Here is a 17839-nt window from a genome sequence, read left to right on the forward strand (position 1 = left end):
ACGACCGCTGGACTTCGGACTTCCCGCACGAAATAAGGGGCCCGGAGAAGGGATTACGACCGGCAGGGCGCGGCGGGCGCGCTCACGGCCTGCATCGTGATCGTCATGCGCCGGTTGCACCCGCCCCCCGTACCGGGAATGGCGGGCTGTCGGCACCGGTCCTCTGCGGTGGGGCGGTTCGGCCAGCGAGACACTGACGACACCTCAGCCGCGCTCTCGATAAAACCGGTGTCGGAAAGTGCAGGTTAGGAGAGAACGGTGCAGTATCAGCTCTAATCTCCACGCGTCCCGACGGCGCCGAGGCGACAGCTGAGGAAGAACATGGGCCAGAATGGCACCCGTCTGATGGCCGTGTCGGCCGCTCTTGCCGGAGCGCTCGCGCTAGTGCCAGCCGCTCCGTCCGCGGCCGGCGCCGACCACCGGACCGATACCGCGCTCTCGTTCGGGACGGTGGCCGCACCGCAGGCCCTCCCCGACTCCACCTCCGCCCCGCCTCCCCCGCGACTTCCGCGGCAAGGGCAAGTGGATCGTCCGGGACCTGGACATCACGGTGCCCTTCACCTGGGAGGGGCGGGACGGCAACAGCCAAATGACCGCCGGGGGCCCGCAGTACCCAATCTGGTTCACCAACCTGATCTACCACGACACGCTCTACACGCTCACGTACAAATGGCCGGGCCTGTACGAGCACCCCTGCTCACGCATCCCGGGCTTCAACCTGAAGGCACTGAACCAGGGGTTCGAGAAAGCCCGGTTCGTCGGGCGGGAGACCCTCAGGCGCACCACGCCACGGTACGTGAACCACTGGCGGGTGGGCGTGGTCCTGCCCGAGCTCCCTCCCGGGAACCACCCGCGCCTGCCGCTCGCTCTGGGCGACATCTATGTCGACGAGAACAACCGGGGCACCTTCTGGCAGGTACTGCAGTTCGGCGTCCAGAACCTCTACGACCCCGAGCTGGACGAATGGCTGGTCATGGACACGTTCCAACACCGCCCCGGAATCGTCACGCTCCCCCATCGATGCGCACCGCCCCACTGAGAACGGTCCCGATCCATCAAAGCCGCCACGCCGCAGCACCGCAGACGGTCTGATCCGCAGCCGTGCCACCACCATCCAGCAGCAGGTACGGACGTGGCCACCGGAGGCGGGGTGCTCATGATGGGGCGGCCTCCGAGGGCGAGCGCTGGCCTGTGACGAAGACGCGGCGGCCGGCATCGTGTTCCGCCGGGGTGCGCCCGGCGACGAACAGCTCGTCGGCGAGGGACTGGGCGTTTCGGACGCGGCCGAGGACGACCTCGGCACGGCAGGCGATGACCTTCGCGTGTTCGGCGGTGGTGAGGGCAACCGTGTACGCCTGGGCAAGGTCCGCTGTACGCCGTGCGGTTCCTCGGCGAGCCGCTGCTCGGTCTGGTCGGCGCGCTGTTCGGCCTGGGCTTCGGCCGTACGGTCGTGGGTGCGCTGTAGTGCGGTCTGCTGGCCCTGCACGGTGCGGCGTGGCTCGTCGGCCTCGGTGAGTGGCATCGCACGGCCCCAGGCGATTCCAGAATCGATTTATTCTTTTCTTTATCGGTGTTTTCTTTTCCTTTATTCAGGTGTGACCTCATGGCGCCCGAGTGGAGTTGGCCCTCTGACCACGGCGACAGGCGCGGCCCGGCAGGTACGCGCGATCCGCTGTGGGATGCGGCGGCCTCTTCCAGGGCGGTACTCCGCGCCCTGGAAGAGGTGTGGGGAGCGGTGACCGCTCACGCCGCCGAGTGTCGGTCTCGTCAGTGGTGGTGGCGCCGAGACCGTCCATGAGGGCAGCGACCCTGCAGCAGTGGTCGTGCCCTACACCTTCTAAGAACCCCAGCAGTCGGCCGCAGTCACCTGACCTGCGGATCCGCGAGAAGAACGACTCGATCAGCCTCGACATCAAAGCCGAGCACCGGATGGCCATAGTCGCCCTCCGGGTCCATCAGCACCGACTTGCCCAACCGCCGCCCGATCTCCCGAAGGAAGCCACAGAACACATCAAGCCGCTCCTGGCCCTGCAACTCCCGCAGGTCGATGTCGAAGTCGACTTCGTCGTCACCATGGAAGCGAAAGATCGCCAGCACATCGGCAGTCGGCCAGACCCGCAGGTCCGGGCACTCGGCATCTGCCGGGCGGGTCAACACGGCCTCCGCACTGGGCACCGGAAGCACCATCTCGCCTTCGGAGTACTGGCACTTCCAGCCTCTCTCAGAGACAAGATCGAGGACTGCCTGCCAGTCCTTCACCGACGCATCTGGGACACGCATGTCCGGCAGCGACCCCATCAAGTCCGGGTCGAAGAAGCAGCTCACGTCATCCCACAGCAGATCTCCCACACCGCCATGCTGCCTGTCCCCAGGGTTCAGCGCAGCCCCGTTTCCCTTGACCAAAGGCATAGGGGCTCCCCCGCCTCGGCCCGCGGCACCTGCCCCGCGAGGCGGGTGCTCTGGTGGTGCAGGGCGAGGACCTGGGAGCGTGGATGCAGGCGCGGCGGCTGGGGTGGGACAAGCTCGGGGCGGCGCAGCAGTGGCTGCTGGAGAGCGTGCTGGGCGTGGAAGAGGCTGGCGAGGACGAGCGGCCGGTGCGCCGCACGCGGGATGACAAGTGGATGCTCAATCTGGCGGCTGCGCGTCGCTTCCATGCCCGTGAGGGACACCTGAACGTGCCCAGGAAACACGTCGAGCTGGTGTCGGTGGACGAGGCCGGACGCGACGCGGCGGGCGTGGAGGCCAGCTCCGGGGCCGGCGTCGAGGGACAACGTCGAGCAAACCTCGACCAGCTCGGCATGCGCTGGTAGCGGCTACGAGGCAGCACGGACAGGAGCTCGGCCCCATCCACCGTCCGTCGGTGCTGCCGCCTCACTCCGACCGTGCCGTGTTCAAGGCGGGCGCGCCAGGCAGCTAAAGGATGAGCTGGCGCCTGAACTCCTGCGCCCGCGGGCGGGAGGTTCTGATTGGGTGGGTGCTCCGGCGCCACACGAGAAAGTTGCCAGACATGACATTGCCTACTGAGCTGACCGAGGTTCTGGGCGGCCCGGCCATCTGTTTCCTGACGACGCTCATGCCGGACGGTTCGCCGCAGATCACTCAGACCTGGGTCGACACCGATGGGGACCATGTAGTCATCAACACGGTGACCACCCATCAGAAGGTGAAGAACATCCATCGTGATCCACGCGTCGCCGTCGCAATCGCAGATCCGGCGGAGCCCTCCCGCTACTGGGCAATCCGCGGCCGCGTCCTTTCGTCCACGACCGAGGGCGCCGAGGCGCACATCGACAAAGTGGCGCACAAGTACCTCGGCGGACCTTATCCCTGGTTCGGTGGGCGCGACCAGGAGCGCGTCCTGCTGACCATCAGCGCCGACAAGGTGCACTCGCCACGCGGTTGAGCGGCTGAGCGGCTGACGGACCGCATCCGTCCTCGCAGACGGCGACCTCGCGAAGCTCGTCATGGCCGGGGCGGGCGCCCGCCCCGGCGGCGGACGCGAGGCGCTGGAGCATGAGCTGGCCGACTGTCTGTGGTCCGCCCCTGAACCTCGCCCACCGGTACGGCGTCGGCCTCGGCCACGCCTTCCGGCGGGCCATAGACGACCTCAAAAAGCTCGATCCGCGCCCAACTGCCCGCTGAACAGAGCCGGTCAGTCGACGATGTACCACTCGTCCTTCATGTACCCCATGGTGGAGTCACCGAGGTCGCTCTCGGAGAACGTCACGGACGACCTGATCGACTCGGCCGGCATCTCGAACCTGTCGGGTGCCAGCTCGACGCCCCGCTGCGGGTCGACCGTCGCGGTCTGCAGAGCCTTCTTCTGCGCCGGAGAGATCATCTGGAACGTGATGACGAACGTCGACCTGCACGGACCGAACCCTTGGTCCTCGGCCTGCTTCGCCGCGGGCCCGGCCACCTCGCAGACCGTGTCGATGTCCTCCCGGCCCACGGCGTGGAGGAACTGCTCGTAACGCTTGATCGCCCCCTGCTTCGTCTTGGGCGCGGGCTGCTCCCCAGGTGAATCCGCCGGTGGATCCACCGGCGGCTTGTCAGCACCCCCGCAAGGTTCGTCGGTGAATACGCCTGGCAGCTGACGCCCGCGCCTGGGTCAAGCCAGTGGAACGAGAACTCAACCCCGTTCACCTGGACCGAAACAGCCGATGAGATCCTCGACTTCCTCGCCCGCTCCTGCCAACGGATCTCCGGCGCAGGACACCAGTTGGACCCTGTCAGGTCGCTCAGCTCTTGAGCTCTGACTGGTGGTACGCGGTGCCCGGGCAGCCCCGTGCGGCCGTAGCCGCACGAGGCTGCCCGGGCACTTCAGCTGAGTTGTGCCTCAGCGAAAAGCGGCGATGCGACGGGCGGCCCAGTCGTTGAAAGGACGCGGGGCGCGGCCGAGGACTCGTTCCACGTCCGAGCTGATCCGCAGTTCGGCGGGGTTCGGGGCGGAGATGATGTCCAGGGTGTCGTCGGCGAGCTCCGGCGGCACGAACTGGGTCATCGCGGCCTTGGCCTCCTCCCGGGTGAGTTCGTGGAACTGCACCGGCGAGCCGAGCACGGCGGCGATGACCTCCGCCTGCTGACGGGGCGTGATCACCTCGGGCCCGGTCAGCTCGAAGATTCCGCCAGTGTGACGGTCGTCCAGTAGGCAGGCCGCCGCGACCTCGGCGATGTCCGCCGGGTCGACGATCGGAACCCCGACATCGCCGAAGGGTGCGGCGACCGTCCCTTGCGTGCGGACGGACTCCGCCCACGCCAAGGCGTTGGAGGCGAAGCCGCCCGGTCGCAGGATGGCCCATTCCAGGCCGGACTCTCTCAACGCGTCCTCCACCGCGCGCATCGCGATCCGCGACGAGCCGAGCGGCCTGGTCGCCACGCCCTGCGAAGACAGCAGGACGACCCGGCGGACCCCTCTGGTAACGGCTAGGTCGATAAGGTCGGTCGGCCTGGCTTCGGGGGCGTGCAGGTCGCCGGACAGCAGGAGGAACAGCGCCTTCGCCCCGTCCAAAGCGGGAGTGAGGCCCTGTGGCTCGGCCAAGTCAGCCGGCACGTGCCGGACCCCGCCCGGCGTTGCCGCCGCGTGCCGTGACACCGCCGTCACCTGCTCGCCCGCCTCGGCCAGGGCCTGCGTCAAAGGCCGGCCCACATTTCCGGTAGCCCCGGTCACCACGATCATGTTCAGCTCCTAGTCCGTTGTGCACTGCGGCAATTGACGCTAGGAGGCAGGCTTACTTTTCGTAAGAACATACCCAGAGGTAAGCTCCGGACATGAGGGAAGGCGCGCAGCTGACGCAGGCCGAGGCGAGCAATCGGTATGAGGTGTTTCACACCGACTGCCCTGCGCGCGACGTGGTCGACCACGTGACCAGCAGGTGGGGTATCTGGGTGCTGATCTCCTTGCGGAGCAACGACCTTCGGTTTTACGAGCTGCGCGACAGCATCCAGGGCATCAGTGAGAAGATGCTCGCTCAGACACTGCGCGCGCTGGTCCAGGACGACCTGGTCTGGCGGAAGGTCGAGCCGACGACGCCTCCCCAAGTCACCTACGGGCTGACTGGGTTTGGCCAGGACGTCGGTGAGCCACTGACGGACTTGTTCGACCGGATCACGCACCGGCTGGCAGCCGGCGGGGCGTCCGCCACGGAGCAACTGAGCGCAACAGGCCGCCCAGCCAGTCTCAGTTCCGTGGCCGATCGGCCACGGAATAGCCACCGGCCGTGAGATTCGGCCAGCCAATCCGAGATCCCACACCTGGATGTAGGATCTCGCGGCTCGTGCCATAGAGCATTGCGCTGACCAGCATTTTCCTGATCTGTCTCAAGACGTTGCCCTACGCCTCTGTCTCACCTCCCATGGCATTTCCTCGCGGGGCGACACGAGCGTGCTGGATGATGGCGGGGTGCAACTCCCCTACGTCTACCGCGTCACCAAGTACGACCCCGCCGACCGTGACGAACACGGGTATTACACCGGCAGTGAGGACATCGTCAGCGATCACGGCGAGGTCGAGGCGTCTTACCTTCAGGCGGTCGCGGCCTTCGCCAGGGACACCGGCGTCGATCACCTGGCCGTACGTGAACCACAGGTTCCGTCCTACGTGCACTTCGGTGCGGAGCCTCCGGTGGACGGCTTTGGGTTGGACGGGCTCTTCCCTGCCGGCCCTACCGGTTTTCACGACGGGGCAGAAGTACCGCTCGAAATCGGGCTGCAGCTGGTGCGCGCCATGCTGCGCGACAACGGCGCCTGGTGCCGGCTGGAGGCGGAAGGCGCGTTCGCGGTCCATGTGGGATGGGACCAATACCTCTACATCAGCAGCAGCCGGCCTTGCGAGGAAGCGTTGGCCCACACCCGGGAGCTCGGGCTGTTCCCGGAACGCCTGGACGCCTCCCCGTACGCCTTCGGGGCCGAGGAGGAAGAGCAGGGCATCCAGCGGCCCGGCGATGACGACTTCTGGGCCGACCTGCACAGGGCAGTCGCCACCGGCCGTGCGGGAATCCTGGAAGAGACATATCTCGAAGGCGCCTCACGATGGCACCACCTCACCAGCGACACCATCGACCCCGTTCGCGTTGGACTGGCTCCCCGGGCCCGTCTCGCCGTCTGGCCGTCCCTGTCCACCGACATCGACGCCGTCCTGGGAGCCCTGCCCGCTGATGGCCTCGTCGAAGGCGTGTGGCAGGACAACGACGGCAACATCCACAGCGCCGTCGCCGGCGAGGACGGGTTCCCCGAACTGACCGCCCGGATATCCCGTGCCTATGCCGCCGCGCTCCTGTCTGCATATGCGGGTGAATCGATGCCTCTGTGCACTGCTGTCATGCCCGACAACGACGGAGTCCTACGGGCTCGTTGGCGAACCGAGCCGACGCCGAGCGACCGCGACTGGGCACTTCGTCAGCCTCAAGGGTGAGCGCTTCGACCGGCCTGTCTCAGATTGGTGGCCGCCCGGCCATCGAGTGGCCATCGGTCGTGAGATTCGGCCACGGAATCTGAGATCCCACACAGGCTGTAGGTTCTCACTTTCGGTGTCATGCGCCGACGCTGCGACTTGGACGTTTCCCTTCAGTCTCACGACGTGTCGGTCGGCGGCGCTATGTGCAGGCGATATGCAGTCAGCCGTGAGACTGTGCAGCGAAATTTGAGACCCTACAAGCCTGGTGTAGGGTCTCGCCGCTCGTGACATGTCGATCTTGCGTGACCTGGGCGTTCTTGGCTGTCTCACGGCCTTGTCACCCATGATCAGTCTCAAATCCGTGGCATTTCCTCGCGAGGGCGAGGTCGAGGTCGAGATCAGGCGGCTTGTCCGAGTCGGCCGAGTACACCACGCTGAGCCCCGAGCACGGGGGCTACCGGCGAGCCCAGATCGCGCACCGATGAGTTTCCCGCGCCGCGCTGGTCTATACGCCGGACACCCACGGACGGAAGGCTGGGCCATGCGGAAACTGATCTACGGCATGAACCTGACCCTGGACGGCTACATCGCCGCGGCCGGCGACGACATCGGCTGGAGCGGACCGCCGAGCGACGAGCTGTTCCAGTGGTGGCTCGACCACGAGCAGGCGAGTGGCCTGTCGCTGTACGGGCGCAAGCTGTGGGAGACGATGAGCTCCTACTGGCCGACCGGCGACCAGCAGCCGGGCGCCACCCCGGCGGAGATCGAGTTCGCGCGGAACTGGCGGGACACGCCGAAGGTGGTGTTCTCCTCGACGATCGACAAGGTCGACTGGAACACCCGCCTGGTCACCGGCGACGCGATCGCCGAGATCACCCGGCTCAAGGCCGAGGACGGCGGCCCAATGAACATCGGCGGCGCAACGCTCGCCGGGGCGGCCATGCGCGCCGGGCTGATCGACGAGTACGCGATCGCCGCCCATCCGGTCCTGGTGGGCAGCGGCACGCCGTTCTTCACCGCGCTGGACAGCTGGGTGAACCTGAACCTGGTGGAGACGCGGACGTTTCCCGGCGGCGTGGTCCTGACCAGGTACGAGACGAGGCGCTGAGCAGCAGCACCCACGCGCTAGTCTCACGGTGATGTCGTATACGACATCGGTACGACACCGCCCGTGAGATTACGACATCAGCCGCGAGACCCTACACGACGCCAGGTGCTGCTACGCGGCGAAACCGACGTTGGTGACGTACTCGTACTGGCCCCACTGCGAGCCAAGGTCCGGCAGGACGTCGGCTGTCCATGCGGCATCCAGGCCCTGATGGTCGCCGGCCGACCACGCGCCCACAATCCTGTCCCAGCGGCGCACGTTCATCATCACCGGGCGCAAGCCCGGCGTCACCTCCCGCGGCACGGTCGCCGGCCAGTCGCCGACTGCGTCAACTCGCTGCCCGTGCGGAGGAGTTCGGGTCATTGTTCGAGCTCGCTGAGGGACTGGACGCGCTCGTGCGGGGCTACGCCATGCACCCTTGCGGCGTCATCCTGTCCAACGCTTCGCTGCTGGACCGGCTGCCCGTGCAGTCCACCCCGGGCGGCCAGTACCCGATGGTCCAGGCAGACAAGGAGGACGTGGAGGACCTCGGCCTGCTCAAGCTGGATGTGCTGGGCGTGCGGATGCAGTCGGCGATGGCCCATGCGGTTCATGAGGTCCGCCGCACCATGGGCCGTCACCTTGACCTCGGCAACCCCGACCACGTCCCCCTCGACGACCCGAAGACGTTCGAGATGATCCGCCGCTCCGACACGCTGGGCTGCTTCCAGATCGATTTTGTGTCAAGTCCAGCCGTGTTGCTTCCATCGCCTTGCAGACCCTTCCATCGCTCCGTGTGCACGACACGAATGCTGGGGGGCCGATTTGGTCGGCGCAGGCCGGATACAGCGTCCGTTCGCATCAAGATCGGTTGGCCCAACCGTCCGTGCTCCGGAGCATTCCGCGCGTCTACCGCGCGGCGCACCTCGGCACGGCGACGCATTTGCGGGCTTTCCACATGAAATATTGCAGAGAGATGCCCTACACAGGGTCTGTACGGAGCTCGGTTGCGTGCGCGGCCCACGTTCCGGACATCGCCCGAGTCGCCCGTACCGTGTCCGGAGCGGAGATGCTGGGGCACATCCATGATCGGCCTTCAGCTCGTGCAGCATCGACCGTTCGCCGCCACGATCACTTCACCCGGGAGCAGAGACCACGCATGGCACGCATCTTCATCACCGGATCGACCGAAGGGCTGGGTAAGGCGGCTGCCCTGGATCTCCTTGACGACGGGCACGAGGTCGTCCTGCACGCGCGCAACCCGTCACGGGCGGCGGATCTAGGCGCCCTCGCGGACCGCGCGGTCGGGGTTGTCGTCGGCGATCTCTCCAGCGCCGAACAGACGCATGCCCTGGCCGAGCAGGTCAACGCGCTCGGCCGGATGGACACGGTCATCCACAACGCGGGCATCTTCATCGACCACGAGCGCGTCGCCACCGCCGAAGGTCACCCGCGCACGCTGGCCGTGAACGTACTCGCGCCCTACGTGCTGACCGCCGAGATCCAGCGACCGGCCCGGTTGATCTACATCAGCAGCGGCATGCTGGACGACGGCAGCGCCTCCCTGGACGACCTCGAGTGGACATCACGGCGATGGAGCGGCGTCCAGGCGTACTGCGACAGCAAACTTCTCGTCGCCACGCTGGCATACGCGGTGGCGCGGCGGTGGCCGGGCGTGATCGGCAACATCGTCGATCCTGGCTGGGTGCCCACCCGGATGGGCGGGCCGAGCGCGTCGGACGACCTCACCCTCGGGCGCACGACGCAGGTGTGGCTGGCGGCCAGTGACGACCCGGAGGCGGCCGTCAGCGGGGGCTACTGGTACCACCGGCACCGCCGGGAGCCCATTCCGGCCGCCTCCGACCCTGACTTCCAGGACGCCCTGCTCGACGAGCTGAACCGCCTCACCAGAGTGCGGCTGCCCTGACGTGCCCACGGTGTCGCACGGCAGTGCGTCGGGGGTTACTGCCGATGGGGCCACTGGCAGCAGGTCTTCGTACGCAGTGACCGACCCGGCGAAGTCTTCGCTGTCCGCGAGTAGCTTGGCGTAGGTGGCGCGGACGGGAAGGGTCTCGATGTGGTCGGGTGGTATGAGCCGCTGGTAGTCGCGGAGCAGTTCGCGACACTCCTCGGCCGCCCCTGCCGGGTCGCCCGCCTCCGCCCCTGCCGGGTCGCCCGCCTCCGCCCGGCAGTCGAGCAGGCGGCCGCGCATGCCGAGCGTACTGGGATGGTCGCGGCCCAGGACCCGCGCGCAGTCCGCGATCAGATCCTGATAGACCGGGATCATCGTGTCCGCCTCCGCGTCGTCGGAGCGGCAGTCTGCGAGGGCACTGCGCAGCTGGAGGGTGTCCGGGTGATCCGGGCCCAGCACTCGACGGTGCACGGCGATCAAGTCCTCATACGCCACGGGGGCCGCCGCCGTGTCGCCCGCTTCGACCCCGTCGCAGCCCCTTCCGGCTGGCAGGGTCCCACCTTCGAAGACGGCGAACTGGCCCAGCTCGTAGCAGCCGCCGCGACCAGGGGCGCCGCCTGGGCCAGTTGCCCGCTGCCTGATCCGGAGTTGTCCACGGACAGTGGGCCATCCGGGTGAGCGGACGACTCAAGTCCTTGCTGACGGTCAGTTGATCTCCCTGTCCGTTATGACTATTTGTCGCCTGTTCGGCAGCTCGTGCTTCGGTCCTGTCGGGGCTCGCGGCTGGTGTGCCATCTCCGATGTCAGTGGTGGCTGCGATGCGGGCGGCGTGATCCCTTGGAACCTGCTCGATCTCGACAGAGCCCTGCGCGCCTGCTGGGCCGCCGACACCTGTTCGCCCGACGACCAGGCCGACTGGCAGCCCGGCAACCCGGCTTGGGGGCACTGTGACATCACGGCCTTGGTCGTCAACGACGTCTTCAGCGGTGATCTCATGGTCGGTGAGGTGCACCTTGACGGGACCGAGCACGGCTTCCACTGGTGGAACCGGCTGCCCAGCGGTATTGAACTCGATCTGACGCGCGAGCAGTTCCAGCTCGGACAGACCGTCACCGCTGCCCGTGTCGTCGCGCGCCCGCCGGGCCCTCTGCCCCGCCGCTGGGAGGAGTACCTCCTTCTGCGAGAGCGCGTCATCAAACACCTCGGACCGCTTCCGGAGCCCGTCTGAGGGGAGAGCCGGGGTCAGCCCGTCTGATTCAGCGGGACGACGCCCCGAGGCACTGCTGCGATGAGACTGCCCTCAAGGGCTCACTACCCCACACGGTCCCTCTTCAGCTGACGCTTGTCGTCGACGGCGGGCGGTCTGATCAAGCCGTAGAGCCCTCGCAAGTTCTGGAACTTCAACACTGCCGCTCGTCACGACATAGACGCGTTGGGGCACAGCCGTTAGCTGGCTGCATGGGGTGACTCCCGTTCTCGCGTACATCGGCTGTCCGCACGAGCGTGCGCCCCCCAATCCCGCGTCGAAACCACGTCACGACTCACGCACATAGCCACCTGCCGAAGGCTTAACAGCCCATCGCACTTGGCGAGTCGCCGGTAGCAGAGAGGGATGCACGCATGCGCCCATCGACTGCGAAACATGGGGGACGTGCGGGCTACCAGCACCAGCCCCTAGGGCGCCCGATCCTATAATGCCCAAAACATGATGCTATGCCGGATATGGATGTCCATGGATGACGAAAATCGCCCCACAGGCCGCCCAGCCTCCGCGAGTCGGCGCGGGCCCGACAGTGAACGATGGGAAGCGACGGCTGCCGTGGTGGCGGGCGGCGGAGCGCTGGTGGTCTGGGAGCCTGCTTTCACGCTCGGCGCCTATCACGTTGTCTTCTATTACCAGTTGCTCACCCTCTGGGCGGTATCGACTGGTGTACTGCTCAGCGCTCTACTGCTACGTGAACGCCTGCCCCGGCACGGATGGGCGTACCTGGCCTGCCTGGCGTTACCCAGCGTTTGGCTCACCATCGCCGCCATCGTGCCCCACAAGGGCGGGACGCCGCGAGAGCTGCTCTTCCTGGCAGGCGGCATCCTCAGCGTCATTGGCACACCAGTGCTGACCTGGACCCTTCTTCGGATCCTGCTGTTTGGGGAATCCGAGCTCTCCGCCCGTCAGCAGTGGAGGGTCGTCGGCACGATCGCAATCGTCGGGGTGCTCGCCTTCACGCTCGGCACACTGAACCATGTGTTTCTGACGTGCGGAGATTTCAACGTCAGCGGCAACAGCGTCCCCAAGGGCTGCAGGCCGGGAAGTGCCTCCCCGTTCGGCTGACCAATCGGGTTGGCTGGGAAGGGGATGACGACATCGGCCATGAGAGCACTCAGATCAGTACGAGGACAGCCGGCCGCCTTGGCGCACGCGTCGTCACGATGGTGGGCTGCTCCGAGTACCTTGTCGGCGCTACGGAGCTCTGTGCGCGGGAGCTTGTGGCGCGCGATGGAGGAGTGCCGGTACAACTACCGGTGAGCACATCCCCACCGACCAGCAACGGTGGCGCCTACCTCGCCGCTCTCGGCCAGTGCTATATATGGCGCTCCCCTGCTGGACCGGCCGCGCACAGCAGCGCTGCTGAGGGCTTCACGCAAAGGCGCGGCCGCGCTCGGGCTGCGCGTCGCCGCCCTATTCGACTTGCCGGTGCTTAGCTGCTGCGGCGCGTTCGAGGGGGACCTCGCTGAAGCAGGGCAGCCAAGCCGCCCGTGTGCGTTGTGGCCGCCAGGCCAGCTGCGGCATGATCGTTCGACATGTACGCAACGAGGTTCGATGCACTGTTCGAACGCGGCCGGGAAGCCGTACTGGCCGGTGCGGTCCAGTGCCAGGTGCCGCCTGTGGACGGCGGGAATCGCTGGGTCATGTCTGTCGTCATGCGACCTGACTCCGCGACCGCCCGCAGGATCGGGGAGATCACCCGCGAGGCGATGACCGTCGCTGGGAAAGAACACTGGCCGACCGGTACTGCTGACTCCTCGCACTTCACCCTTCGCGCGCTGGAAGAGCACCGTGTATCGGTCCGCTGTGATCATTTCACTGCTGCCGCGCTGGACCTTCGGTCTTCACCCAGCCTCCCTGCCGCCCGCGAGCCGACGACGCCACCAAAGGTCAGAGCGCCACTGCCGGTGGTCGGCGAACGGGTCGGAAAGAGTGCGCTTCAGGTACACAGTGTCCAGAGCGGCTACTTGACGCTTCAGCTCGGACCGAGCCCGGACAGGCAGCTGCTCCAGGACTAGCTCAAGCACGTCCCGTGCATGCCTCACGTCGTCAAAGGAACAGCCGCGGCACGAACACACCGCGTCCTGCGGATAGAGCGGCCGACGTCCGGGCGGTTCCAGAAACGCTTGGTATCGCCGCAGCGCACGGTCCGTGGCACCGGGATAGACGTAATAGTCGCCCGACAGCCTCTCAACTCGATGTAGTGCGAGGCTGGTGCGCGTGGAGAGCCCGTGGATCCGATCCGGCGGCGGGCCCTCCCAGACGCGAGGACCATACTGTTCGACGCGCAGGGCGCCAGGCCGTCTACGCGGCACCGGCCTTTCGATCTGCAGTCATGGACGTCATCATGCCGGCACCCACGCCCCTCAGTCAGGAGTAACGGGACAGGCTGTAGGATCTCGCCGCGCGTATATCAAAGGGCAGTGCTCTGACCACCGGACTTCTGAGCTGTCTCAACTCCTGTCCGCGCGCCTGTGTCTCAGTTGTGTGGCATTTCCTCAGGATGCATCCGCTCTGACCACGCGCGCCGAGTCACGCCTCGCTCGATGCGGCTGACGATGTCTTTCTTCGAGGGCGCGTCCAAGGTCTCCGGAAGTCTGTCGAAGGTGTCAGGGCGGACGTCGAGCAGACCCCAGATCTGTTCGCCGGTCGTGACGGTCAGCAGCAGCTGGCACCTCCACTGTGGCGATACTTCGGGACGGTGGCGGAGCTGGTGCACGAGTGTGGGGACCAGGTAGTGCTTCGCCTCTGCGGCGAGGTGTTTTCGGAGCCAGTCGACCGGGAGCCGCTGGCTGAAGCCGCGGATGGCAGCCTCCTGTTCCAGGTCAAGAAGCTGGTCGGTGTCGACGGCTCGGGCGGTGTGGGGAAGCTCTGGGGCCGGGTTCTCCCGTTCCGCGCGGCGCCCTCGTGATGTCAGGCGGCGCCCTTCACGTGGCGGACCAGCCACATCAGCAGGGCGTCCAGGTCGGCGGCGGCCGAGAGGACCCGGTCGACCGCCTCGGAGGTGTGCAGCCACTCCTCGCAGCCGAGAGGACGGGCGGCGATCAGCGAACGGTGGCGCAGCAGCTTCGTACGGGGGTGGTCCGTCGGATAGCCGCGCGGGGGGCGTTTCATCACGTCCCCGGAGATGTCGTAGCCCTTCTTCCGCACGTCCTCGACGATGGCGGACAGTTCACGGCCGCTCCCCTCGGAGGCCACGGCTTTGCGGAACATGTCCACCTGGCCGGGATCGGGGTACCACCAGGCGCCCTGGATCCGCAGGCCGTCCAGGGCGAATCGGAGACTGATCTCGATCTTGCGGCCGAGTCGGATCACCGCGCCCTGGTGTTGCCACCACCAGGAGTCGGTGCGGTAGTGCCAGACGGAGAAGTCCTCGTACCGGGGATCAGTGTCCGCGATCTCGTTGAGCAGGGCGATCATCGGCTGCCGGACCAGGCGTTCGCGGTCCGCGCGGTAGCGCTCGCGGGTCGCGTGGGTAGGTTCGCCCTGGAGCTGCCACAACACGTCCATGGCCTGCTCCGGCCAGCCGGTGAACTGTCCGCGCATGCGCGGAGGATAGCTCACCCACTCTCCGCGCGCGGAGAGTGAGACGGCAGGGAGGCGTAACCCCAGGCAAGGTGGGAAGTGCTGCGGCGGGGCTCTCGCCAGCCAGTTCGATGTGCCGTGCGCGGTGGGCGAGTTCGTCGAGAAGCACGGCGAGTGCAGTCGATATGAAGCGGGCGGTGAGATTGTGCAGCCGAACTTGAGATCCCACAGGTCTGTCAGGCCGCGAAGCCGATGTTCGTGACGTACTCGTAGGCACCGAAATCGGACCCGAGGTCGGTCGTTATGCCGTCGAACCAGGCTCTCCTCTGGCCGCCAGTCGGTGACGTCCAGGAGCAACCCGTCCAACGGCCCGCCGATGAGCGTGGCGTAGGCCCGGGCGGCGATTCCTCCTTCAATACTGCTGAAGAGTAGGGATCACGAGAATGCATGAAGGGCTGCCAACCGGCCGGTCGGCAGCCCACTGGGGCCAGTCCTGGTCAAGGTCCCACTTTCACCAAAATTCCGGCACCTGCCATTCAACACATGCCGGACGCTTCCCCGAAGACGACAAGAACTCCTTTACAGCTTGCCGCACAAGAGAGATAGAAATTTCTGACCTCTCGGGAAATTCGGTCATATTTCCCATGATGGAGTAACTGACTTCACCGCGCCCATCGTCGGGCCCAAGCGAAACGAAATTTCCGTCATCCATGAAGGAGAGAACTCCGACCTGGAGATCCCCGTTAACCCCCACCATCAACTCGTGATCCGGAACTCCCACAGGCATGAGCGGCCGTTCCAGGCTATGCAGGACTGCCATGTTCTCCGAACAGTCACTCCCGAGAAGCTCGCCGATCAAGCTGTCGACCTCCTCGGGGGAACGAAGCATCACCGGGGCATCCCCGTGCTCATTCCGGTAATAGGCTTCCACTCCACGCATCACTTCACCCCTCCCCCCTTCGGGGCCGGTCGTCGGCGGGTTCCGCACCGGTCGTCGTACACAGCGGCGACCAGCGCCTCGGGCGCGGGCTGCTGATCCGGGCCCAGGTAGCGGACCCCATTGTCCTCGGGGGGGCTGCCCTGTCTCCCGACCCATCGGGTGCCGCGGCTCTCGGCGTGCGCCAGCCCCACCGCTCGTCCCACACCAGCGCCGACGCCGGCGCATCGAAGGCCAACACCACGGCCGCGGCCAGAACATCGTCGGCCACCGGCACGATCACCACGCCCTGCTGCGAGGCGAGGCCCTCGGCCACCAACGCGTCCACCACGCTCCGCACGTACAGGCGTAGCCGTCGCCCGCGCAGCGCCGTGCGAGCATACGTGATCGCCGCCTTGCGGACCGCGGCCGTATAGCCCAGACGCTCCGTAGCCTCCTCAAAAGACAGGTCCTCCTCGGCGGCGCACAGGTCGGCGATGCGCTCCCGCGCACCTGGGCAGCACCCGGGTCTCGGTGGAGTGGGCGACGCCCAGCTCATCCTGCAGCCGTGCGAGCGTCAACCCGCTTTCGGCATCCAGCAGTTCACCGACACGGGCCTGCAACTGATCGTGGGAAACCATGCCGCCACTCCCCTTGGGCCGTTGCGCCGGATCGCCTCCAGCCGCGGACGACCGTGCTCCCGTAGGCGCGCAGCACCCCGCGCGGCCAGCCCCCGACTCCCCCGACCTTCACCAGGTGCGGCGCGAGCCGCGGGTCTGTCTTGTAGGAGTCCAAGTCTTCGGCGTGACCCCAAGAACGCGGCCGACCCGCTCCAGCAAGTCCTCGTCATCGGCCACGTCCGGAAGCGCAGGCACAGGGTCGCCGACGAGGTAGGCCGCGGCACATCGCGACAAATGGCGACGGCACGGGTATTCACGAGGGGGGTACCTGCACGGCAGCAGGGCATTAGAGACCTTTTGCCGGGGCTCAGGCGATCGCTCCCTGCCTTTCTGGTGTCGGGGTCAGTCCCACCAGAAGTCCCAGCTGTTCATACCGACGATGCGTTCCGCGTAGGCGGTCAGGGTGCAGGGGTGGGGGCCCTGCCAGATGTTGTCCGGGCAGAAGGCGAAGTGCTCGGCGGCGACCAGGAGAGCATCCTCGATGCACATCGGGGGTGCCGCGACGCTGAGGTGGAGAGTGTCGAAGCCGACGGCCACGACGCGTGCACCGAAGCGGTACTCCCAGTCGCGCACGACAGCCGAGAACTTGGCCGTGTCGTCGTCGTAGTTGGCCGGACCGTCCCAGCCGACGGCAGTCAGTGTGTCCGCGCCGCAGGCGGCGGCGACGAGCCCGAGGCGCGCATGGGGGTGCTGGTCAGCGAAGACCTGCGCGTACTCGGCAGCTAGCTCATCAGCACTCGTCACGGGCTCGTGACTGAGGATCGGACGCGGCCAGGTCTGCCCGAACGGAGCGGTGACGGCGAGCCGCTCGCCCGGTATTAGCAGGTCATCGTCCTCGTCGGTCTTCGTGTACACGCTCCACCATCGCGCCAGGAGTTCGGCCGAGTTGTGTGCTTGGGGTGAGGACATGCGCTCGGGGAACAGTTCACCGGATACCCAAGGCCGGAATTCGGCGTCGCCTGTGGCGTGGGCGTCGAGAAGCAGCGGCCACAGGCCTGAGGCGCAGTGCTCGGCGAGCAGACGAGCCCACAGTTCGACGGAGGCCGGAGCGGTGCTCAGCCACAGTGGCCGCACGTCACCGTCCCCTTCATCGGATGTGATCATCCGGCCCTCTGGGAGCGGAACAGCAAGAGAGGCAAACAGTTCAGGGGTCACGAGCGGAGGCTAGTTCGAGGGTCTGACAGTGAGGATGATGGTGTCGTGACGAGCGTGCGTTACGGATGACCATGTGAAGGTCCGCTTTCGGATGGACGTGGCCGACGGCGGCTGGCCGTCGGCGAGTGTTGAGAGCCTGTGGGCGATCGACCTCGGTGATGGAACGGTGCAGTTGGACAACACCCCGTGGTTTGTGCGCGGAGTCGCCAGTGACGACATCATCCGAGTGGAGGATCGACGACGGCGTCCGCTGGGCCGAGGAGGCGGCCGGCCCAGCGGACGCCGTCGTGCAAGGGTGCGCAACTGCCGCTGGGTCGCCTGACTGTCGAGGCGCACGTCGAGGGCTCCTGGAACAGTGCTGTCTGCCCGCAGGCCCGTGGGCAGACAGGAGGCGTCGAGACCGTC

General features: G+C 66.9%; 20 protein-coding genes and 2 pseudogenes. 13 read left to right on the forward strand and 9 right to left on the reverse strand.

The annotated features are described in order from the left end of the window. Positions 1–550: 550 nt before the first annotated feature. Positions 551–1039: a hypothetical protein gene (locus tag OG698_RS01430; protein WP_406100919.1), complete on the forward strand. Its 489-nt coding sequence runs from the start codon at positions 551–553 to the stop codon at positions 1037–1039. An 824-nt stretch (positions 1040–1863) separates the two neighbouring features. Here the strand turns inward: OG698_RS01430 and OG698_RS01435 are convergent. Next, the gene (locus OG698_RS01435; protein ID WP_406100920.1) at positions 1864–2349 is read right to left on the reverse strand and encodes a hypothetical protein; all 486 of its coding nucleotides are present in this window, start codon (positions 2347–2349) and stop codon (positions 1864–1866) included. 113 nt (positions 2350–2462) lie between these two features. Here OG698_RS01435 and OG698_RS01440 point away from each other — a divergent pair, with 113 nt between their 5' ends. The 3 genes from OG698_RS01440 (at position 2463) to OG698_RS01450 (ending at position 3642) form a co-directional block, all read left to right on the forward strand. Further along, entirely contained in the window at positions 2463–2810 is a 348-nt protein-coding gene (locus tag OG698_RS01440) for a helicase associated domain-containing protein (RefSeq protein ID WP_406100921.1), read from the forward strand. Positions 2811–3007: 197 nt separating this feature from the next. Next, positions 3008–3403 carry a PPOX class F420-dependent oxidoreductase gene (locus OG698_RS01445; protein WP_406100922.1) on the forward strand — a complete coding sequence of 132 codons (396 nt, stop codon included), beginning with the start codon at positions 3008–3010 and terminating at the stop codon, positions 3401–3403. Positions 3404–3513: 110 nt separating this feature from the next. Continuing rightward, positions 3514–3642, forward strand: a complete 129-nt coding sequence (locus OG698_RS01450; RefSeq protein ID WP_406100923.1) for a hypothetical protein — start codon at positions 3514–3516, stop codon at positions 3640–3642. Between the two features lie 10 nt (positions 3643–3652). Here the strand turns inward: OG698_RS01450 and OG698_RS01455 are convergent, their stop codons facing one another. Together OG698_RS01455 and OG698_RS01460 are read right to left on the reverse strand one after the other, a co-directional pair. Continuing rightward, positions 3653–4042 (reverse strand): hypothetical protein, encoded by a 390-nt coding sequence (locus OG698_RS01455; RefSeq protein WP_406100924.1) that lies wholly within the window; start codon positions 4040–4042, stop codon positions 3653–3655. A gap of 297 nt (positions 4043–4339) precedes the next feature. Continuing rightward, on the reverse strand, positions 4340–5179 hold the full coding sequence (locus OG698_RS01460) for an SDR family oxidoreductase (protein WP_406100925.1): 840 nt from the start codon (positions 5177–5179) through the stop codon (positions 4340–4342). A 92-nt stretch (positions 5180–5271) separates the two neighbouring features. On the opposite strand from OG698_RS01460, the gene OG698_RS01465 reads away from it, so the two are divergent. The 3 genes from OG698_RS01465 to OG698_RS01475 all read left to right on the forward strand — a co-directional run bounded on the left by OG698_RS01465 (position 5272) and on the right by OG698_RS01475 (position 8003). Further along, positions 5272–5724 carry a winged helix-turn-helix transcriptional regulator gene (locus OG698_RS01465; protein ID WP_406100926.1) on the forward strand — a complete coding sequence of 151 codons (453 nt, stop codon included), beginning with the start codon at positions 5272–5274 and terminating at the stop codon, positions 5722–5724. Between the two features lie 178 nt (positions 5725–5902). Continuing rightward, a complete protein-coding gene (locus tag OG698_RS01470; protein WP_406100927.1) occupies positions 5903–6913 on the forward strand; it encodes an RNA-binding protein in 1011 nt (336 codons plus the stop codon). 523 nt (positions 6914–7436) lie between these two features. Beyond that, positions 7437–8003 carry a dihydrofolate reductase family protein gene (locus OG698_RS01475; protein ID WP_030842650.1) on the forward strand — a complete coding sequence of 189 codons (567 nt, stop codon included), beginning with the start codon at positions 7437–7439 and terminating at the stop codon, positions 8001–8003. A gap of 111 nt (positions 8004–8114) precedes the next feature. On the opposite strand, the pseudogene OG698_RS01480 reads toward OG698_RS01475, so the two are convergent. Then, a pseudogene (locus OG698_RS01480) lies at positions 8115–8267 on the reverse strand (transcriptional regulator); the annotation flags it as partial. Positions 8268–8326: 59 nt separating this feature from the next. Between OG698_RS01480 and OG698_RS01485 the strand changes: the two are divergent. From OG698_RS01485 to OG698_RS01500, 4 genes and pseudogenes are all read left to right on the forward strand, one after another. Next, a pseudogene (locus tag OG698_RS01485) lies at positions 8327–8719 on the forward strand (DNA polymerase III subunit alpha); the annotation flags it as partial. Between the two features lie 422 nt (positions 8720–9141). After that, the gene (locus OG698_RS01490; RefSeq protein WP_406100928.1) at positions 9142–9909 is read left to right on the forward strand and encodes an SDR family NAD(P)-dependent oxidoreductase; all 768 of its coding nucleotides are present in this window, start codon (positions 9142–9144) and stop codon (positions 9907–9909) included. Positions 9910–10723: 814 nt separating this feature from the next. Then, positions 10724–11122 (forward strand): hypothetical protein, encoded by a 399-nt coding sequence (locus tag OG698_RS01495; RefSeq protein WP_406100929.1) that lies wholly within the window; start codon positions 10724–10726, stop codon positions 11120–11122. A gap of 498 nt (positions 11123–11620) precedes the next feature. After that, positions 11621–12223, forward strand: a complete 603-nt coding sequence (locus tag OG698_RS01500; protein WP_406100930.1) for a hypothetical protein — start codon at positions 11621–11623, stop codon at positions 12221–12223. 1414 nt (positions 12224–13637) lie between these two features. On the opposite strand, the gene OG698_RS01505 is transcribed toward OG698_RS01500, so the two are convergent. Then, the gene (locus OG698_RS01505; RefSeq protein WP_406110752.1) at positions 13638–13964 is read right to left on the reverse strand and encodes a hypothetical protein; all 327 of its coding nucleotides are present in this window, start codon (positions 13962–13964) and stop codon (positions 13638–13640) included. On the opposite strand from OG698_RS01505, the gene OG698_RS01510 reads away from it, so the two are divergent. Then, positions 13860–14069 carry a hypothetical protein gene (locus OG698_RS01510; protein WP_406111727.1) on the forward strand — a complete coding sequence of 70 codons (210 nt, stop codon included), beginning with the start codon at positions 13860–13862 and terminating at the stop codon, positions 14067–14069. The genes OG698_RS01505 and OG698_RS01510 overlap by 105 nt on opposite strands. Before the next feature lie 2 nt (positions 14070–14071). On the opposite strand, the gene OG698_RS01515 is transcribed toward OG698_RS01510, so the two are convergent. The 4 genes from OG698_RS01515 to OG698_RS01530 all read right to left on the reverse strand — a co-directional run bounded on the left by OG698_RS01515 (position 14072) and on the right by OG698_RS01530 (position 17383). Continuing rightward, a complete protein-coding gene (locus tag OG698_RS01515) occupies positions 14072–14704 on the reverse strand; it encodes a DUF2461 family protein (RefSeq protein ID WP_406100931.1) in 633 nt (210 codons plus the stop codon). A 490-nt stretch (positions 14705–15194) separates the two neighbouring features. Continuing rightward, a complete protein-coding gene (locus tag OG698_RS01520; protein WP_406100932.1) occupies positions 15195–15623 on the reverse strand; it encodes an Imm1 family immunity protein in 429 nt (142 codons plus the stop codon). Positions 15624–15627: 4 nt separating this feature from the next. Continuing rightward, on the reverse strand, positions 15628–16158 hold the full coding sequence (locus tag OG698_RS01525; protein WP_406100933.1) for a hypothetical protein: 531 nt from the start codon (positions 16156–16158) through the stop codon (positions 15628–15630). A gap of 463 nt (positions 16159–16621) precedes the next feature. Further along, on the reverse strand, positions 16622–17383 hold the full coding sequence (locus tag OG698_RS01530) for a DUF4253 domain-containing protein (protein ID WP_406100934.1): 762 nt from the start codon (positions 17381–17383) through the stop codon (positions 16622–16624). Between the two features lie 142 nt (positions 17384–17525). Between OG698_RS01530 and OG698_RS01535 the strand changes: the two genes are divergently transcribed. Beyond that, on the forward strand, positions 17526–17756 hold the full coding sequence (locus tag OG698_RS01535) for a DUF4265 domain-containing protein (RefSeq protein WP_406100935.1): 231 nt from the start codon (positions 17526–17528) through the stop codon (positions 17754–17756). Positions 17757–17839: the final 83 nt, after the last annotated feature.

The organism is Streptomyces sp. NBC_01003, from assembly GCF_045162695.1.
Taxonomy (GTDB): domain Bacteria; phylum Actinomycetota; class Actinomycetes; order Streptomycetales; family Streptomycetaceae; genus Streptomyces.